Here is an 18,052-nt window from a genome sequence, read left to right on the forward strand (position 1 = left end):
CTGCCATGAAAGCTGGCGTTACCGAGGTGTTCGCCAGCTGGCGGATCAGTTGATGTTGCCGCTGGCCATTGCCGGTGCCGGCTGGACAGTGACGGGAGCCCAGCCGCATATGCCTGCACTTGCGCCGCTCATGTTCAAGCCACGATCTGCGCTGCTGCGCGAGCCCAAGGGGTCGCTGTCCTTGCTGGCATCGAAGCAGACAAGCTGCTGACGGTGTCGAGCCGATGAATCTGCTCGGCTGACAGTTCAACCGACAGGGCGGCGAGGTTGTCGGCCAACTGCTCGACCGAGCGCGGTCCGATGATGGGCAACGACCCGTGCGTGCCGGACCAGGCGATGGCGATCTGACCGGGGCTGACGCCCAGTTCGTTGGCGATGGCGATAACCGTGTCGAGGACCTGCGTCCGCTGCTCGCTGTTCTCTGCTTGGAACACCTTGCCACCGAGGCCCTCGGCGCGTCCTTTCTCGCCCTTGCGGTATTTACCGGTCAGCATGCCTCCGCCGAGTGGCGACCAAGTGACGATACCCAATCCCAACGCATGCGAAGCCGGGAACAGATCAGCCTCGGGCTCGCGGTGGACCAGGCTATGCTCGAATTGCGCCGCAGCGATCGGCACCGAGTGGGTGAGTTCGGCGAGGGTGACGGCACGCGATAACCGCCAAGCAGGGAAATTGGAGAGGCCGGCATAAAGAATCTTGCCCGCGCGGGCGAGATCCTCGAACCCACGGACAATTTCTTCGGTGGGCGTGACATCATCCGGCCAATGCGCCCAGTAGAGATCGATGCGATCGGTTCCGAGGCGCTTCAGGCTTGCCTCTACCGAGGCCACCATGGCTTTACGACTATTGCCAGTGACGAGGCGATCAGCATTGGGCTGCGCGCCTCGGGTGTACTTGGTCGCCAGGACGAAATTCTCGCGTCGGCCCTTCAGAAGGGTCCCGAGCAGTTCCTCGGATTGTCCGAACTGGTAGATATCGGCCCCATCGATGAAGTTGCCGCCGGCCTCCGCGTACGCATTAAAGATTGCCGTGCTGACATCGGGATCCGCGCCGTAGCCCCAGCCTGTGCCAAAGTTGCCTGTCCCGAGCACGACCTGGGACACACTCAGTCCTGTTTTGCCGAAGGATGCATATTTCATGTTTTCACCATTGATCAAGTCGGGATGGTATTTTCAGACAGTGCCGGCGCAAGGGCCTGGGCGTCGCGTGTTTCGCGGGTAACGGGTGCGCCAGGATCGGTCTCAGCCTTGGCCATGAGAGGTCCACTGTGTGGCTGCGGGATGATCGAAGATCAGGCAGGTGGTCGTCGCATGCGCATACAGTTTGCCGTCGGGGCCAATGATCCGGCCCTCGGCCGTAGCCACTGTACGCCCCGCATGGATGACCTTGCCCTCGGCACGCACCAACGGGACCTGGTCGTTCAGGGGGCGCACCATGTTGACCTTCAGCTCCAGCGTGGTATAGCCCTTGCCTGCGGGCAAGGTCGAGTGCACGGCGCAACCTACTGCCGAGTCGAGCAGCGTAGCGAACCATCCGCCGTGGACGGTGCCCAGTGGGTTGTAGTGCCTGCGCTGTGGGCGACCTTGAAAGACGGCAATGCCGGGCTCCATGTGAATCGGCACGAAATCGAGCGTGTCGCCGATGGGTGGGGGAGGCAGTTCTCCAGCAAAGATCGCTTCGAACACTTCCATGCCTGTTCGACCGGCGATCTGATCCTGCGGCGCGGTATCGGCGACCAGCAAGCGCGCACGAATCGATTTTTCCTCCGCGTTCCAGTGAGCAACGACCTGATCGACTTCCATCGGCATTTCCTTCTCTCCAGACAATTGCATATGCAAATATTGCAGGTACAATATACCCCATGAAAAATACTATCAAGCCACAGGGCTGTACCAATCTGAAGCTCCGCCAGCTCAATCGCATGGTGACGCGTCATTACGACCGCTACGTCGCCGAGTCCGGCCTGAAGAACACGCAGTACGCATTGTTGTCGCATGTCGTCAGGCTGGGGCCTATTCGACCGAGTGACCTGGCCAGGCAAATGCAGATGGATAATTCGACCCTGACTCGAAACATGCAGTCCCTGACCACTCAGGGGTGGCTGGAGATTGGTGCAGGAGGCGATGCCCGCAGTCGCCTTGTCGAAGCGACCGAGGCTGGACGCGTAAAGCAAGCCGAAGGCCAGCGGGCCTGGAAGGAGGCACAGCGCGCGCTCAATGGTCTACTCGGCGTGGAGCGCGTGGCTGTATTGCACGAATTGCTCGACGCATGCATTGCGAGCCTTGACGACGATCTTGATGAGTCCCCATCAGAATGACTCGCCAGCCGCTTCGCAACGCATAACGTGGGTGGGAACCAGCGTGCTTGACGGATATCCCATCGCGAGTGTCAGCACCCAGTCACACCGCGTTCAAACCCTCATGAATTTCTTGATTCTCTCGCCGCACTGATCAGCTCGGATCATCCCAGGCGCCGCATCCAGTTTGACCAGGCCGTCCTCCATGAAAACCACCCTGTCGGAAATTGACATGGCGAAGTCCATTTCATGGGTCACGATCAACATGGTCATGCCTTCTTTTGCCAGGTCGCTGATCACCTTGAGCACATCGCCGACCAGTTCCGGGTCAAGGGCTGAAGTAGGCTCATCGAACAGCATGATGTGGGGATCCATTGCCAATGCGCGGGCGATTGCCACGCGTTGTTGCTGACCGCCTGACAACTGATGTGGATACTTTTGCGCGTGGGCCAGCAGCCCGACCTTGTCCAGCAGAGCGTAGGCGCGCTGCTCGCTGATGGACTTGTCGCGGCCGTGATAACGCGGCGCGAGGGTGACGTTGTCGAGAATGGTGCGATGGGGAAACAGGTTGAAGCTCTGGAACACCATGCCGATACGCTGTATCCCGTGGCGTACTTGTTGCGTGTTGGGGTTGTCACCGGCGTGGATATAACTTTCGCCGAATAGAATGATCTCGCCCTGGTCGATGCTTTCCAAGGCGTTGACGGTGCGAATCAGCGAAGTTTTTCCCGACCCCGACGGACCGATAATGGAAATCACCTGACCCACGTTGACATCAAGGTTGATGCCCTTGAGTACGGCGTGCTGGCCGTAGCGCTTGTGAATGTTGACCAGTTGCAGGGCGGGTGCCGAGCCAGGTCCCGGCGCTGTACGAGCGTCTGCCGGAGAGGGAGCCGCCGGTGACGCGCGTAGACGCTGCAGGCTGATGTCATCCAGCGTTTGTGGTTTGCGGTTGTTGAGCTCCAGGTGTTGTTCTAGCCAATGAAACAGCCAGCCGAGCACGGTCACGATCAGCACGTAATACACTGCCACAGCCGACAGGGTTTCCATGACCAGGAAGTTTTGCGCGTAAAGGCGCTGGCCCACGGTCAACAGCTCGGTCAAGGAAATCACCGAGACCAGGGAGGTCAGTTTCACCACGGTGATGTATTCGTTGATCAGTGTCGGCAGGGAAATGCGGAACGCCTGTGGGATCACGATCAGGCGCTGTAGACCGATCAGGCCGATGCCCAGTGCACGGCCGGCTTCTTTCTGGCCTTTGGCAACGGATATCAAGCCGCCACGATGGATTTCCGCCATGTACGCCGCCTCGGTGACCACCAGTGCCAACAGCCCGGAATAGAACGGGTTGGACAGTACTCCACGGGTGACCGGGAACATCTGCGGCAGGTTATAGACGAACACCACCAGCACGAGCAGCGGCACGCTGCGAAAGAACCAGATATAAACCGACGCCGGTACGCTGACCCAACGGGTGGCCGAAAGCTTGGCCGAGGCCAGCAGGAAGCCCAGCAGCATGCCGATAAACCAGGCCAGCGTGCTGAGTTCCACCACCGTAATGCAGGCTTTCCAGAAGTCCGAGACCGAAAACAGAGAAAAAAAGTAGGGCCATTCAAATTGCATGTGTACCTCCAACTGCTGGCGTCGACGGAGGCTTCACCTATGCCAGGCAGTCAAGCGAAAGCCGCCGACTGTGGGAGCGGCCTCGCTCCCACAGGGCTGCACTGAGTCAGTTAGTCGGTTCTTCCAGGTTGTATTTCTTCAACAGGGCGGTGTATTCACCCGACGCTTTCGTCGCATCAAAGGCCTTGAGCAGCGCCTGATAGAGCGCTTCGTTGTCCTTTTTGACGTAGATACCCAGTGTCTGTTGATAGATCGAGTGCTCGGTGCTGATCACAACCCGGCCTTTGGTGCGTTCTGCGATCATGCCGGCGGCGCCGTCGATCTCCACCTGAGCCTGCACGTTGCCGGAGAGCAGCGCCTGGGTCACTTCAGGTGCGGACGGGAATTCGCTGACCATGATCGCGCCCTTGTTGTTCGGGACGCAGTAATCGGTCGAGAGTTTGTTGAATTGCGTCACCCAAGTGGTGCCTTTTTCCAGGCCGACTTTCAGGCCGCAGAGGTCTTCCGGTACTTTCGGTTTCAGCGGGCTGTCCTTCAGCACCATGATCGCTGCGCCAGTCTTGGCGTATGCGATGGTTTGCGCTTGGGTCTGCCGTTCAGGCGTGATGTACATGCCCGAGATGATCGCGTCATAGTGACCGGCGTTCAGGCTCAGCAGCAGGTTGGAAAATTTGGTGTCAACGAAGTCAGCCTTGAGGTCCAGATGTTTGGCGAGTAATCGCGCCAGTTCGGGGTCGGAGCCGACGACATTTTTGTGTTCGTCGTATGATTCGAAGGGCGGATAGGTGATTTCCATGCCGACCTTGAGGGCGCCGGGTGTCACCGTTGTGGCTGCATGGGCTCCTGCCGCACCGAGGATCGCGAAGGCCAGCAGGGACAAGCGGACAGCGATATTCATTGGATTGCGCATCATCGGTGACTCCACGTCGAAAAAGTAGGATTGGACTGGTTTTGAAACAGGGCTGTTTTGGAACGGGTCGGGGGGCATCAGGACGCTTCCTGCGTCTGGTTCTTCAAGTGACCGAAGCTCGATGGCTTGCGTGCGCGCTCGTACAGTTTGAGTTCGCCCCGTTCGACTTTGCGGCGCAGGTATTGATAGGTTTGCAGCGCTTGGCCAAACATGTGCTCGCCGATGGTGATTTCCTCGTAATCCTTACCGCCTTCAAGAAACTGCGGCAGCGGCTTGATTTGCGTATGGAAGTCGCACGCATAGAAGAGTGGGAACGAGTAGCGCTCTTCGCTGACGGTTCGCACTCGGTGAGCCGTAGCGACGAATGTGCCTGCGGTCATGACCTCCAGCATGTCGCCGATGTTGACCACAAACGTACCGTCCATGGGCGGCGCATCAATCCATTGCCCCAGATCGTTCATCACCTCGAGGCCTGGCTTGTCGGCAAGCAAAATGGTGAAGCATTCGTAGTCGGTATGCGCACCAATGCCGGGCGCGTCTTGAGCCGCCAGGTCAAACGGGTAATGAATCAGGCGCAGCTTCGACGGTGGGCGAGTCACCATTGCCTCGAAATAGTCCTCCTCCAGGCCCAAAGCGAGCGCGAAGCCCTTGAACAAGCGCCGACCTAATGCAAACACCGCGGCATAGTAGGCTTCGACGGCGGGACGGAAACCCGGCAGGTCTGGCCATTCGTTGGCCCCGATCAATGGCGTGCCGGCAATGACCAGCGGATCGTCTTCGCTCACTTCGAAACCGATATCGAAAGCCTCCTTGTGATCCGGTTTGCCTTTGGCATAGACCTCTTCACCTTCAGGCACAAAACCCTTGTGGCTGCGTGAAGTCCCGATGTAATGCTGCATTTTGTACTCAAGCGATTGGGCAAACAGGTCCTTCGCCGCTTGACGCAAGCCGTCGATCAGTGACGACTCGATGCCGTGGTTCTTGATGTACAGGAAACCGACTGCGCGGGCGGCGTTACCCAGTTCTTCGGCCACTGCCTGGCGCTGGGTGAGGTCGTCGCTGTACAGCCCGGCGATATCCACCACCGGAATGCGATTGAAGTTGGCGGTCGTGGGCGTTTTATCAGGCATGAGGGGGGCGCTCCTTATCGGGTTGAGGTGCAGGCGAAACGCCGAAAGTGCTCGCGCTCGGTGTTTGCCATCCACACGTTCAGCGACCACAGATCAGCCACCGGCACGTTGGTGAAGGGCAGGTGGTGCAGATAGCCGTCGGCGCCGAACTCCGGTGTCAGCGTGCTGACCTGATACCCGCGTTTTTCCTGGGATCGCCAGATGGCCTCCCAATGTTGCTGATGGAAGGCAAGCGCTCGGCTGTACTCGGGGGCGGCGGGGTGGGGAACTTGCGGTCCCTGGTCATAACCGACTCGGGCCTGGATATGGTGAACACGTTCGACGAAGGCACTGAGGTCGTCTTCCGGATCGTTGAGCAGGCGCTCACAGGTGACGACCCAATGACTGATGTCGCTGGTGAAGCGCAGGTCCGGCAGTTGACGAATCAACTCGAGGGTGATCCAGGGGTTGAATAACGAGCGCGCGCGATGGGTCTCGAAGGCGCACACCTGGCCATGCTTGCGCGCGACGTCCATCGCGCGGCCAAAGAAGTCGACTTGCTGTGCCAGTGGCCAGCGGTCGTTGCCAGCCAGCAGGTTGACGAAGCGCGGCGCCAACTCAGCCGCCCAACCGAGTTTCTTGTCGAGGTCCAGAAGGTGTTCGTCGACGGTTGCCGACTGTTCCGGCAGAACGTCGTAGGCGCTGAAGACGGTGCTGATATAGCTGACTTTGTTGATGCGTAGAAAGGCTGCGAACTCGGCACGTTCGCTGGCGGTCATGGGCAGGCGGGCTTCCATGCCATCGAACCCGGCTTCAAGCAACTCATCGAGCGCTTGTGCCTTGCTCGCGGTGTAGCCCCACAACGTTCGGAATATTTCCAGCTTCATCGATCTGCTCCAAAGGTTCCTTCGCATGATTGACACGGCGACGTTGCGGCGCTAACCGAAACGCACAACGAACGGCAGTGACAATCAGAAAAGGCAATCTTCGGGCCGCATCTCTATGGAAAGGCTCCTTTGTTGCCGTCAATAGTAGGGAGGGGTGGTTGGCGGAAAGAATAGGGAAGCGCAAAAAGATAGTTCAGAGATTTCTAAACTATTGATCACCGGCCGCGGCCCTGATCGTCAGTCATGGATCCGGTGCTCCGGACCTGGCGCGTTGATCACGCCGCCGAGCCGTCTTGCAGCAAAGATGCCGCTCCATGAATCACTTTCGCACCACCGCCACCCGGCGCCCGCTCATGAAACACAGCAGCCCACCCACCGCAGTCAAGGCGCTCAAGACGTAGAACATCGTCGGTGCCGGGGTTTGTATCAGCAGGTACCCGCAGATCACCGGGCTCAGGGCGCCGCCGAGGGCGGCCAGGTTTTGGGCACCGTAGTAGCTGCCGCGCAGTTCTTCCGGGGCCAGGGTATCGACGAAGAGAAATTCGGCCGGGTAGATGATCATTTCACCGAGCGTGAAAATGAACATCGCCACGCACCAACTCAGCATGTCGTCCGCCAGGCTGAAGCCGATCAGGCCAAGCATGAACAGGCTGGTGCCCGCAGCGATCCAGTAGCGGAGTTTCTCGCGATCGAGGAACCGGCCGATCTGGTATTGCAGCAGGATTACAGTGATGGCGTTGCAGGCGAGCAGGGCGGCCATGATCTCCAGTGCACGCTTGGCGTCGTGGGTGACCAGCAGGTATTGCGACAGATACAGCGTGAAGCGTCCGTGCACCACGGTGCTGAGCAGGCAGCCGCAGGTGAACATGATCAGGGTGCGGTCGTTTTTCAGGGTCTTCAGCGTCTTGAGAAAACTGGGCGGTGGACCCATGGCCGCTGTCGGCGTCCCATCGCCGGGGATTCCCATCATCAGAAAGATGCTGAAGAACGCGATGCCTGCGGCGATCAGGAATGGCGCGATCGGGTAGACCCCCGCAATCACCACGCCGAGCATGGGGCCGGTGGCGTAGCCGATGTTGGTCAGGGTGTAGCGCAGGGAAAACGCTTTGGCGCGCTGGCCGATGGGCAGGTTTTCGCTGAGGATCGCTTTGGAGCCGATCAGAAACAGGGCCGACGCGGTCTCGGTGATCACCACGGTCAGGGTGGTCAGGTAGAGGTTTTCGGCAAAGGTCAGCAGTACGAAACCCACGGCGCTGGAGAGCATCGCCAGGATCAGCAACCGGCGCTTTTCCAGGCGATCGATGATGTAGCCGCCGTACAGGGCCAGCAGGGTGGCGATGAACACCGCGATGCCCAGCAGTAAGCCGACATCTTGTTGATTGAGGCCCAGCTTGTTGCTCAGGAACAGCGTGAGCAAAGGGCTGGTGATGGCGCGGCTGACCACGATGGTCAGCGAAGCGATCATCAAGCGTCGAATAACGAGGGAGTAAGTGGCCACGGGGGGCAGATGTCCTTATTCAGATTGTTGGCGTACACCGCGATGACGCCCGAGCCGTCAATACCATGATCAACCCAGCCACCGTTCCAGCGTACGTATCGATTCCAGGTCTTCCATGCGTCGCAATTGCTTCAGTAGTTCCGCAGCCCGTTCCTGCGGCATGACCCGCGTCGTCAAACTGAAGAACTTCTCATCCAGGGCCTCATCGGCAAGTGGATTGCCCGGCGCTCCCAAGGGCACTTCTACGCACAGGCTTGCCTGCCGGCCGTCCACGGTCCGCAGCGTCACCACTGGTTCGCCATCCTCATCCAGTCGCGGGTCCACTTCAAGATGGATGCGCGACATGCACTGAATCACCAGCGGATCGTTGCGTTGCCGATCGTCATACGCGTGCAGTCGGCAATGCCCATGCACCAACCGCGCGGCGAGGGCATACGGCAGGCTCATTTGCGCGGCTGCGAGGTGGGTGACATCCCGGCCGCCACACATGCCGTGAAGAAAACCGCTCAGCCCGATGTGCACGTTTTCGACCTGGTCGACGGGTACCTTCAACTGCTCCAACAGCTGGCCGAGGGCATCGATGGCCGAATGGGTGCCACGACAGGAGGCATGGGGTTTGATCGAGCAGCGGGCGAGCTTCCAGTTGACGCCGAGCTCTGCATCCAGCGCTTCGGGCCTTGAAGTCGCTGGGGCAAGGGTGTTCAGAAAGCCGCCCCAGACGTCATCGAATAGCTGGGTAGGCCCGCTGATGCCTTGTTGGGTGAACCGCGCAGCCAACAGCCCCCCTTCTGCGGCGCGCCCGCTGTGCAGTTTCTTGCTGTGCGAGCCGTCGTGAATGAAGGCCCACAGGCCACCGCTGAAGCTGCCGGCAATGCCCAGCGCCGCGAGGGTTTGCCGCGTATCCAGACCCAGGATGCGCGCACTGGCGGCGGCTGCGCCGAACACCCCACAGGTCGCGGTGGAGTGCCAACCGGCGCCATTGTGGGCGCTATAGCCGCCGCAGGCTTCGAGCACTCGACGGCCAACTTCATAGCCGATCACGACGGCGCTGATGAATTCACGACCACTCACGGGCCGTGCGCGCAGCGAAACCGCCGCCATCGCCGCTGGCAGCACGACGGCCCCGGAGTGATCGCAACCACCGGTATCGTCCAGCTCCAGCGCATGGGCGGCGATGCCGTTCAGCAGCGCTGCGGGGCCCGCGCAGACCTGCAGATCGGTTCCCCAAACCGGTACCTCGCCCGCTTCACTGGCGAACACCTTGTGTGCCTGTTTGGCGATATCGCTCGCGGCGCCGGCCAACGTTGCGCCGAACGTATCGAGAATGTGCCGCTTGGCTTGGGCTACCAACCCAGGCGATAGATCTTCAAACCGCAGATCGACACAGAGTTGCGCCAACCGTTGCAAACGTTCGCTCATCAGACGTAATCCCGATAATGGCGCTCGTACACCGATGCGGGATGATCCTCGGCCGCCGGCGCCGCGCTGTTTGCCCACCATTGCGCGACCTCGGCGCCAGTGGCGATCCACACGTCATCGTGCTGTTGAATGCCCTCGATCAGCTCGCGCAACACGCCTATCCGTCCCGGCGTGGCGATGATTTCCGGGTGCAGGCGAAGCACGTAGCACAGGCCGAATCGGTGAAACCCGGCGAAATCCATTTGCAGATTGCCCAGGGTGTGGCTGTAGGAGGCGATCCGTGATTGTGCCGGTGGCACCGCCGGGCTCAAGTTGAAGGCGAAGTAAGGCTCGTCTTCCAGCTCATAATGCAGCGGCACTTCAATGACACCGGGCGCAGTCGGGTGAACGAATGGCAAGTCGTCGCCGCGCCATGACGAGGACCAGCGGATGCCTTGGTCCTTCAATGCGCCGATGAATCCCGGCGCACCATTGCCCGCCGGGATTCGAAAGCCGACCGGACGCTTGCCGATCAACCTGGCCAGGGTCTCGCAGCCCCTGGCGACATCGTCGCCCTGGGCGACCAGGTCTAGCGCGTCGTAATCTTGATGACGGTAGCCGGCGCAGGCGATCTCATGACCGTCGCCTTGGATCGCCTGGATGAGTGCCGGGTTTTCCTCGGCAACGATGCCGGGAACGAACCAACTGCTGGAGACCCCGAGTTCCTTGAACAGGCCGAGCAAGCGTGCCACGCCGCGTTGGGTACCGTAGCGCCATACCGACAAGGTTTTGTCCCGCCCGGCAACTTCCGGGGCTTGCGTGAGGATGCCGTGGATGTCGTTGTAATCGACGGTCAGTACCACAGCGCAGCGATAGCCTTCCGGCCAGATTGGGGAATCAGCCATGGTGGTGCTCCTTCAACCAGAAGTGGGCGACGTCGCGGCAGGTGGCGAACCACACGTCATCGCGCCGACGCATGTGCTCGAAAAGCTGTTCCAGCAGCAGGATGCGTCCCGGTTTACCAATGATCTTTGGGTGGAAGAGCGTGGTCAGGCACAACCCTTCGTCCATCGCGCCGTCATATTCGCGGCACCAGTTGTCCAGGGTCAGCGCGTAACTGGCCGTACGGTCCAATCCGGAAGGAAAGTTCGGTGCGCGGGTATAGGCGAGGGACGCGTAATCGTCCATTTCCCATCGGCCTGGGATTTCCACCAGCGGCGTATCGAAACCCGGTACGTCCACCAGGTACGGTCGGTCGTCGCCGCGCATGCTGCTGGAATAGGTCACGCCGGCTTCCACCAGCATGGCCGGGGTTTCGGCGCGCCAGTCGCCGGACGGCGTGCGAAAGCCTTCTGCGCGGATGTGCAGGTGTTTCCAGAACACCTCGCGGGAGATCTGCATCACCTCTTTTTGCCGATCCAGTGTCAGGGCATAAAAGGATTCGTGTTTGTAGCCGTGATAAGCCACTTCATGCCCGCGCTCGACAATCGCCTGGCATTGTCTCGGCCAGTTCTCCACGACCCAGGCGGGGACGAAGAATGTCGTCGGGATCCGGAACTCGTCGAGCAGATCGAGCAGGCGTGGCAGTGCCCGGTAAGGGCCATAGCCGCCGAACCCGAAGTACTCGGGTTTGCGCCAGATCGAGCCGTTGAGCATGGCATCACCGGTCGGGCCATCGAGGTCGAAGGCAAGGGCCAGGCAAGCCTTGTGCGGCGCGGGCCAGGTGGGTGAGGAGGGCATCGGTAGTGCTCCATCTTTAGTCGTAGACAGCAGACCCTTTGTGGCGGGGCTTGCTCGCGATGGCGCTGAGTGAGGCAACATTGATGTTGGATCACTCACAGGCAAGCCCGCTGCCACATCGGAATCAAATGGCCTGTGGGATCACTTTCCGGCGTTGATGGTCACGGTTTTGATCGCCCCCAGTTCAAGGTCCCATTTCTTCAGGATCGCCTGGTAGCTGCCGTCATCGATCATGCTTTGCAGCGCGACCTTCACCGCTTCACTGAGCTCAGGTTTCTTCTTGCTCACGCCCATGCCGGTGTACTGCTCGGAGATCGGCAGGCCCACGGTCTTGTACATGTCCTTTTCCTGGGTCTTGAGATAAGGCAGGGTTTCGCTGCCCTGCATGGCTGCATCGATGCGGCTCTGGCGCAGTTGTGCCCGGGCATCGGCGGAGCCTTCGGTGCCGACCACGTTGATCGCCGGCTTGCCGGCGGCCTCACAGTTGGCCTTGCTCCACTCGGCGATTTCCGCTGGAAAGGTGGTGCGGCGGCTGGTGCCGACTTTCTTGCCGCACAGGTCGAGGATCTCGTTGGTGTCCTTGTTTTTCTGCAAGGTGTAGAACTGCGGACCACTGGTGAAGTAGTCGATGAAGGTTACGCTGGCCTGACGTTCGACGGTGTCGGTCATGCCCGACAGCACCATGTCCACGCGGTCGGTGGTCAGGGCGTTGATCATTTGCTCGAAGCCGGTTTCCTGCCATTTGATCTTCACACCCAGGCGCTCGGCCAGGGCATTGCCCAGGTCATAGTCAAAGCCGGTGAGGGTGTTGGTGGCCGGGTCCTTGAAATCCATCGGCGGGTAGTTCGGCATGATCGCCACGACGATTTCGCCCTTGGCCTTGATGCTGGCCGGCAATTCGGCCGCGAAGGTGAAGCCGGATGCCATGACGCCTGCGAGTACTGCGGGGATAAAGAAGTTCTTCATGGTCGTTCTCTTATGAGTGTTGTGAGCGTCAACGGACGCTTAGGTTCGAACGGCAGAAATGAAGCTTTGGGTGCGAGGGTTTTGCGGACTTATTAGTATTTCTTCGGGGCTTCCAGCCTCCACGATCTGCCCGCCGTCCATGAACACCATGCGATTGGAAACTTCGCGAGCGAAGCCCAGTTCATGGGTGACGACGATCATGGTCATGCCGGTCTGCGCAAGATCGCGCATCACCGACAGCACCTCACCGACCAGTTCCGGGTCGAGTGCCGAAGTGGGTTCATCGAACAGCATCAGCTTGGGGCGCATGGCCAATGCACGAGCGATGGCCACGCGTTGCTGCTGGCCGCCCGAAAGCTCGATCGGGTAGCTGTTGCGCTTGTCCGCCAGGCCGACACGGGCGAGCAATTCCAGGGCCTCTTCATTCGCCTCTTTGGGGGAGCGCTTGAGCACCTGGCACGGCCCTTCGATGATGTTCTGCAACACGGTCATGTGCGGGAACAGGTTGAACCGTTGAAACACCATGCCGGTGGACAGCCGCTGGCGGGCGATCTGGGTTTCGTTGAGTTCGTGCAGCTTGTTGCCGACGATCCGGTAGCCCACCAGTTCGCCGTCGACCCACAGGCCGCCCTTGTCGATTTTTTCCAACTGGTTGACGCAGCGCAGCAAGGTGCTTTTTCCCGAGCCGGACGGGCCGATGATGCACAGCACTTCGCCTTGCTCGACTTCAATGTTGATGTCCTTGAGCGCGTGGAACTGGTCGTAATATTTATTCAGGCTCACGGCCTTGACGATGCTTCTCATGTGGAACTCCTCAAGAGCGCTTGCCGGCGCCGCGGGCGAAACGACGCTCCAGGCGGCTCTGACCAAAGGACAGGACGGTGACGGTGGCCAGGTACCAGATGCCGGCGACGATCAGCAGCTCCATCACGCGGGCGTTGGCGTAGTAGATGTTCTGGGCGTTGTAGAGCAATTCCGAGTATTGGATGACGCTCGCCAGCGAGGTCATCTTCACCATGCCGATGAACTCGTTGCCTACCGGCGGAATAATGATCCGCATGGCCTGGGGCAGGATGATCCGGCGCAGCGCTTGCAGGCGTGGCATGCCGATCGATTTGGCAGCCTCGTATTGCCCGGTGTCCACCGAGAGCAGGCCGGCTCGCACCACTTCGGCGGTGTAGGCGCCCTGGTTGATGCTCAAGCCCAGCAAGGCCGCCGCGAACGGGGTCATCAGGCTCACGGTGTCCATTTCGAACAGGCCGGGAATGCCGATGGTGGGGAAGATCAGCGCCAGGTTGAACCACAGGAGCAGTTGCAGGATCAGCGGCGTGCCGCGAAACAGCCAGGTATAGGTCACGGCCACATAGCGCAGGATCGGGTTGGCCGACATGCGCATGATCGCAGTGATCACGCCGAACACGATGCCCAGCGCCATGGCCAATACGGCCATGACGATGGTGTTGAGCAAGCCCCACATGATCGCTTCGGAGGTCAGGAACTGGCCGATGTACGACCATTCGATCTTGCCTTCGGCGAAGGCGCGCACCAGGCCAATAAGGGCGATGACGATCAGCGTGGCGAAGAAGATCCGCCCGTAGTAGCGCCGGGGCACATGATCGTACTGGGTAATGTCAAACTGGTTTTCCGCCAGCTTGCGCTCCGCCTGGAGTCGTTCTGCCTGTGTCTGGCTCATGTTGTTTCTCCGTACTCGGTTTCGGCGCTATCGCTGTGGGCGCAAGCTCGCTCCCACAGTTCGGTGTGTTGCTCAGAGGCGAAAGCCCTGATAGTCCTCGGTCCATTGCTGCTGGGTGGCGAGGGCGGTTTTCAAGCGTCCGATCTGTTCGCGTACCTGTTGTGGTGCGGTCCCGCCCCAGCCATTGCGTGCAGCGATGGCGGCTTCGAGGGTCAGGCTTTCGCGTACCTCTGGGGTGAGGCGCGGATCGATTTCCGCCAGCAGAGCGGGGGAGGCCTCCCACAGTTCGATGTCGTGTTTCTCGCACGCCTGGACCAACGCACCGGTGATTTCGTGAGCTTCCTTGAACGGCACGCCGCGCACCGCCAGCCAATCGGCGACTTCGGTGGCGAGGGTGAAGCCCAGCGGTGCCTGGCGGCGCAATTCCTCGACATTGACTTTCATGGTCGCCACCATTCCCGCCATGGCGGGCAGCACCAGCAGCAGCGTGTCGACGCTGTCGAGCACACCGTTCTTGTCTTCGCTCAAGTCACGGTTGTAGGACAGTGGCAAGGATTTAAGCGTGGAGAGCAGGCCGGTCAGGTTGCCGATCAGGCGACCGGCCTTGCCTCGCGCCAGTTCGGCGATGTCCGGATTCTTCTTCTGCGGCATGATCGAGCTGCCGGTGGCGTAGGCATCGTTCAGTGCGACCCAGCGAAATTGCCGCGACGACCACAGACAGAACTCTTCGGCAAGGCGCGAGATATTGATGCCGAGCATGCTGGCGATGAACAGAAACTCGGCGACGTGATCGCGGCTGGCCACGGCGTCGATGGAGTTTTCGCAAACGCCGCTGTAGCCCATTTCCTTTGCCGATTGCTGAGGTAGGCGAGCGATCGCCGAGCCCGCCATGGCCGCCGCACCGAGTGGTGACAGCGACGTCCGTGCGTCCCAGTCCACCAACCGCTGTACGTCGCGTAGCATCGACTGGGCGTGGGCCAGCAGGTGGTGAGCGAACACGATCGGTTGCGCCTGCTGCAGATGGGTGAAGCCGGGGCAGATGCTTTCGATGTGTTGCTCGGCCTGTTCCACCAGCGCCTGCTGCAGGCCCAACACTTCAACGGCCACGGTGCGTACGTGGTCACGCAGGAACAGCCGCAGGTCATTGGCGGTCTGGTCGTTGCGCGAACGGCCGGCACGCAGCTTGCCACCCAGGGCGCCAAGCCGTTCGGTCAGCAGGCGCTCGATGAACGTGTGGACGTCTTCATCATCCAGGGTCGGGGCGATGCTGCCGGCGCGATAGTCCGCGCCGATGCGTTCCAGGGCGTCGAGCATGGTCTGGGTTTCTTGTTCGGTCAGCAGTCCGGCGCGCTGCAATTCCCGGGCATGGGCCTTGGAGCCGGCGAGGTCGTACGGGGTGAGCCGGAAGTAGCGCTCAGGGCAACGGGACAGGGCCGCCAAGGCTTCGGAAGGGCCGCATTTGAAGCGAGCACCCCAGAGTCGGTCGGTGGTTTGAGACATTGTTTTTTCCTCGTCGGTTACGCGAACTGAAACGGGTACTCCAGGCCACGGCGTCGCTACGAAATCAGCGAGCAAAGTCAGGCCAGAGCAGTTTTCAAGAGGGCAGTTGCATCGGTGAAAGAGCTGATCGAACTGTCAGCTTTTGATGTTTCGCGACCAGCGTTTTGGCGCTGATGTTCGGAATTTATTGTCGGTTGCCAAGCTTGGTTTTCTGTGTTCATTATTATTGGGCCAGCTTGTTTTTGTTGTTGGGCACAGGTTGTTGAATAGAGCGCCAGAGGTAAATAAGCATTATGGAAACCCCACTTTCCAATTCCGGAAACCCGCCGCCAAGACCCCCGCAAAGGGCACCGTTGGCCCTCAGCGGGCTGGATTTCAAATTGCTCAAAGTGTTCAAGGCCGTGGTCGAGGCGGGAGGCTTTAGTGCCGCACAGAATGAGCTGAATGTGGGGCTGGCAGCCATCAGCAAACAGATTTCCGACTTGGAAATCCGTATCGGTATGCGCCTTTGCACGCGCGGGCGCGAGGGCTTTAACCTGACGGAAGAAGGGCGTCTGGTGTATCAGGCGTCGATAGACTTATTTGCCTCGGTCGACAACTTTCGTGATCGCCTTAGTTCCGCGCAAAACGAACTTGTTGGTGATCTTGGTGTGGGGGTTATTGATAATACTATCTCGGATGATAATTCCCCGTTAGTTGCTGCGCTCAGGAAGATTAATGAACAGTCGCCCAAGGTTCGGTTTCAACTTCAGGCTTCGCAACTCGATGAAGTCGAAAGAGGTGTCGTCGAAGGACGGTTGGTGGCGGGGATCGTACCGATTTATCAAAAGCGCGAAGAGTTCGATTACTACGAACTCTATGAAGAACGTTCGCAGGTCTATTGCGCACTCGGCCATCCGCTGTTCTCCATGGCGGATGCGGACATGGGAGAAAATGTGCTCAAGGAACATGAGTGCGTCAACCATCGCTACGCGATTCATCGCGACAAACTGAAATTTGCACACTACGACAGCTTCTCCGCCTCGGCCATCCAGGTGGAAGCCGTGGCGTTGCTGATCAAGACGGGGCGTTTCCTCGGGTTTCTGCCTCAGCATTACGCCGCGTCGATGGTGGCGCGGGGAGAGTTGCGCGCAGTGTGTCCGGACCTGATCAACATCGTCACGCCGTTCAGTCTGATACTGCGTCACAACACTGTGCGCAGCCCCTTGGTAAAGGCTTTTGCCCAGGCGCTGGGGGTGGATCTGAAGGCTCCGGTTTGATGTTTATGTGGTTAGTCACCCACGAACCTTGGCGGCAACCGGAGTGATAGGTAAGTTGCACCATCAAACCGTTGGCGCTGTTCTCGTTCAAACACCGCGACCTGTTCCGGCGTGTTCCGTTGGAAAGGCACCTAGTTGAACTATCCCAGGGTTCAATCACCCCCTCCAGTATGCGCAGTGCCACCCTCTAAGTGACGGTGGTAATAATTGGATTTGTGCAAGGGAAACGGTGGCTGTCCATGGGGTCAATCTGCTAAAGGGTTCGTATTGACGAACGAATCGCCCGTGCACATTCGATCACCGCGGGCGCCAGCTTGCGCTCGGCTTCCTCCAGGCTCCAGCGACTCGTTGGCACCACCACATGCACGGCTGCGACCGGCAGGCCCTGGCTGCCAATGATCGGCGCGGCAATGGACATGTCGCCAAGAAACAACTCTTCCTTGTTCGTGGCGTAGCCCCTGCGCCGTGTGGCCTCGATCTGCTCGATGATGTCGTCGATCGCGGTCAGGGTGTACTGGGTATGGCGTTTGCGCTCGCTGGCTTGCAGTGCGGCAACGAGTTCGTCGTCGGGCAGGGCGCTCAGGAAGGCCCGTCCGGAACCGGTGCAGTACATCGGGATCCGGCTGCCGATGGGCATGTGGATAGGGATGAATTTCGGCGCCACGAAGCGTGCCACGTACACCATGTCCAGCCCGTCGGGTTCGGTCAGGTTGGTCGTTTCCCCGGTAGCCTGTGCCAACTCGGCAAGGAACGGGTTGGCCACGTCCACCAGTGTGTCGGCGGCCAAGTAGTTGTAGCCGATCTCCATGACCTTCGGGGTCAACTGAAAGCGTTTGGTCTGCGGGTGCTTGCGCACATAACCCAGCTCTTCGAGGGTATGGATCATGCGTTGCGCCGAGCTTTTGTTGATATCTGCAGCTTGGGCGATATCCGCCAGGTTCATCGTGCGCCGGGCTGCGTTGAACGCCCGCAGCACCGCCAGGCCTTTTTCCAATGACTGATTGAACAGCGGATGGGGGTTATCGCTCATGGAGAGTCCTTATATTCTGTGCTTTGAATATCGATATTCGATACTTATAAATCTCTTTACGATTTTTGTAAATCGCTTTACAGTCATTTTGAGCCTCCTGCCATCCATATGGGGCAACCCTTACCGGACTTAAGACAATAAAA

At 59.7% G+C, this 18,052-nt stretch carries 17 protein-coding genes; 2 read left to right on the forward strand and 15 right to left on the reverse strand.

The window, feature by feature from the left end; all coding sequences use genetic code 11:
- Positions 1 to 134: 134 nt before the first annotated feature.
- Entirely contained in the window at positions 135 to 1,139 is a 1,005-nt protein-coding gene (locus J4E63_RS10330) for an aldo/keto reductase (RefSeq protein ID WP_207281869.1), read from the reverse strand.
- Between the two features lie 102 nt (positions 1,140 to 1,241).
- Positions 1,242 to 1,802: a PaaI family thioesterase gene (locus tag J4E63_RS10335; RefSeq protein ID WP_207281870.1), complete on the reverse strand. Its 561-nt coding sequence runs from the start codon at positions 1,800 to 1,802 to the stop codon at positions 1,242 to 1,244.
- Positions 1,803 to 1,861: 59 nt separating this feature from the next.
- Here J4E63_RS10335 and J4E63_RS10340 point away from each other — a divergent pair, with 59 nt between their 5' ends.
- Positions 1,862 to 2,317 (forward strand): MarR family winged helix-turn-helix transcriptional regulator, encoded by a 456-nt coding sequence (locus tag J4E63_RS10340; RefSeq protein ID WP_060742910.1) that lies wholly within the window; start codon positions 1,862 to 1,864, stop codon positions 2,315 to 2,317.
- A 93-nt stretch (positions 2,318 to 2,410) separates the two neighbouring features.
- On the opposite strand, the gene J4E63_RS10345 is transcribed toward J4E63_RS10340, so the two are convergent.
- The 12 genes from J4E63_RS10345 to argH form a co-directional block, all read right to left on the reverse strand.
- On the reverse strand, positions 2,411 to 3,919 hold the full coding sequence (locus J4E63_RS10345) for an amino acid ABC transporter permease/ATP-binding protein (RefSeq protein ID WP_207281871.1): 1,509 nt from the start codon (positions 3,917 to 3,919) through the stop codon (positions 2,411 to 2,413).
- A gap of 106 nt (positions 3,920 to 4,025) precedes the next feature.
- Complete coding sequence (locus tag J4E63_RS10350) at positions 4,026 to 4,832, reverse strand: ABC transporter substrate-binding protein (protein WP_404943325.1); 807 nt, start codon at positions 4,830 to 4,832, stop codon at positions 4,026 to 4,028.
- Between the two features lie 74 nt (positions 4,833 to 4,906).
- Positions 4,907 to 5,959 (reverse strand): isopenicillin N synthase family oxygenase, encoded by a 1,053-nt coding sequence (locus tag J4E63_RS10355; RefSeq protein ID WP_103307803.1) that lies wholly within the window; start codon positions 5,957 to 5,959, stop codon positions 4,907 to 4,909.
- 14 nt (positions 5,960 to 5,973) lie between these two features.
- Complete coding sequence (locus J4E63_RS10360; protein ID WP_207281872.1) at positions 5,974 to 6,825, reverse strand: sugar phosphate isomerase/epimerase; 852 nt, start codon at positions 6,823 to 6,825, stop codon at positions 5,974 to 5,976.
- A 319-nt stretch (positions 6,826 to 7,144) separates the two neighbouring features.
- Entirely contained in the window at positions 7,145 to 8,323 is a 1,179-nt protein-coding gene (locus tag J4E63_RS10365; RefSeq protein ID WP_207281873.1) for an MFS transporter, read from the reverse strand.
- A gap of 69 nt (positions 8,324 to 8,392) precedes the next feature.
- Positions 8,393 to 9,742, reverse strand: a complete 1,350-nt coding sequence (locus J4E63_RS10370; protein WP_207281874.1) for an MmgE/PrpD family protein — start codon at positions 9,740 to 9,742, stop codon at positions 8,393 to 8,395.
- On the reverse strand, positions 9,742 to 10,626 hold the full coding sequence (locus J4E63_RS10375) for a polysaccharide deacetylase (protein ID WP_207281875.1): 885 nt from the start codon (positions 10,624 to 10,626) through the stop codon (positions 9,742 to 9,744). Before J4E63_RS10375 ends, J4E63_RS10370 begins: the two co-directional genes overlap by 1 nt.
- Positions 10,619 to 11,461 (reverse strand): polysaccharide deacetylase, encoded by an 843-nt coding sequence (locus tag J4E63_RS10380; protein ID WP_207281876.1) that lies wholly within the window; start codon positions 11,459 to 11,461, stop codon positions 10,619 to 10,621. The genes J4E63_RS10375 and J4E63_RS10380 overlap by 8 nt, the downstream gene beginning before the upstream one ends.
- Before the next feature lie 141 nt (positions 11,462 to 11,602).
- Positions 11,603 to 12,427, reverse strand: a complete 825-nt coding sequence (locus J4E63_RS10385; protein ID WP_060742902.1) for an ABC transporter substrate-binding protein — start codon at positions 12,425 to 12,427, stop codon at positions 11,603 to 11,605.
- Positions 12,428 to 12,466: 39 nt separating this feature from the next.
- The gene (locus tag J4E63_RS10390) at positions 12,467 to 13,231 is read right to left on the reverse strand and encodes an amino acid ABC transporter ATP-binding protein (RefSeq protein WP_008001408.1); all 765 of its coding nucleotides are present in this window, start codon (positions 13,229 to 13,231) and stop codon (positions 12,467 to 12,469) included.
- Between the two features lie 10 nt (positions 13,232 to 13,241).
- Positions 13,242 to 14,120 (reverse strand): amino acid ABC transporter permease, encoded by an 879-nt coding sequence (locus J4E63_RS10395; protein WP_092325990.1) that lies wholly within the window; start codon positions 14,118 to 14,120, stop codon positions 13,242 to 13,244.
- Between the two features lie 72 nt (positions 14,121 to 14,192).
- The gene (gene argH, locus J4E63_RS10400; protein ID WP_207281877.1) at positions 14,193 to 15,620 is read right to left on the reverse strand and encodes an argininosuccinate lyase; all 1,428 of its coding nucleotides are present in this window, start codon (positions 15,618 to 15,620) and stop codon (positions 14,193 to 14,195) included.
- A gap of 293 nt (positions 15,621 to 15,913) precedes the next feature.
- On the opposite strand from argH, the gene J4E63_RS10405 reads away from it, so the two are divergent.
- Entirely contained in the window at positions 15,914 to 16,879 is a 966-nt protein-coding gene (locus tag J4E63_RS10405) for a LysR family transcriptional regulator (RefSeq protein ID WP_207281878.1), read from the forward strand.
- A 253-nt stretch (positions 16,880 to 17,132) separates the two neighbouring features.
- Here J4E63_RS10405 and J4E63_RS10410 read toward each other — a convergent pair whose 3' ends face one another.
- A complete protein-coding gene (locus tag J4E63_RS10410) occupies positions 17,133 to 17,909 on the reverse strand; it encodes an IclR family transcriptional regulator (RefSeq protein WP_060742898.1) in 777 nt (258 codons plus the stop codon).
- Between the last annotated feature and the right edge of the window lie 143 nt (positions 17,910 to 18,052).

Origin of the sequence: Pseudomonas sp. FW300-N2F2, assembly GCF_017351655.1 — a bacterium.
GTDB lineage: Bacteria > Pseudomonadota > Gammaproteobacteria > Pseudomonadales > Pseudomonadaceae > Aquipseudomonas > Aquipseudomonas fluorescens_AA.